Annotated in this window: 1 protein-coding gene; it reads left to right on the forward strand. The window is 69.4% G+C overall.

Going from position 1 to position 284, the window contains the following annotated elements:
- Positions 1–74 precede the first annotated feature (74 nt).
- Positions 75–284 (forward strand): hypothetical protein (locus N802_RS19180; RefSeq protein WP_156971540.1); only part of this gene is annotated, 210 nt, incomplete at its 3' end.

Consider the following 284-nt stretch of genomic DNA (forward strand, 5'->3'; position numbering starts at 1 on the left):
AGGTCTGTTACGGCCGGAACACGGGCGTGGCGTCGACATGCAAGTCGGTGACGGCCGGCTCCACGAGCGCAGTGGTGGAGGCCGCACCGACCGGCTTGGATGCGGCAGGCCCGCACACCCTCACGGTGAAGACGATCGATGCCGCGGGCAAGTCCAGCGACAATGCCACCCTGACGTTCACGGCGACTGCTGACGGCCCGTCCGGGATTTGGCACCTCGACGGGGACGGCGCCGACTCCAGTGGAGTCACGGACCTGACCGGGTCCGCCGCGCCCCCGTATGTC

This window comes from Knoellia sinensis KCTC 19936, from assembly GCF_000768705.1.
GTDB classification, from domain to species: Bacteria; Actinomycetota; Actinomycetes; order Actinomycetales; family Dermatophilaceae; genus Knoellia; species Knoellia sinensis.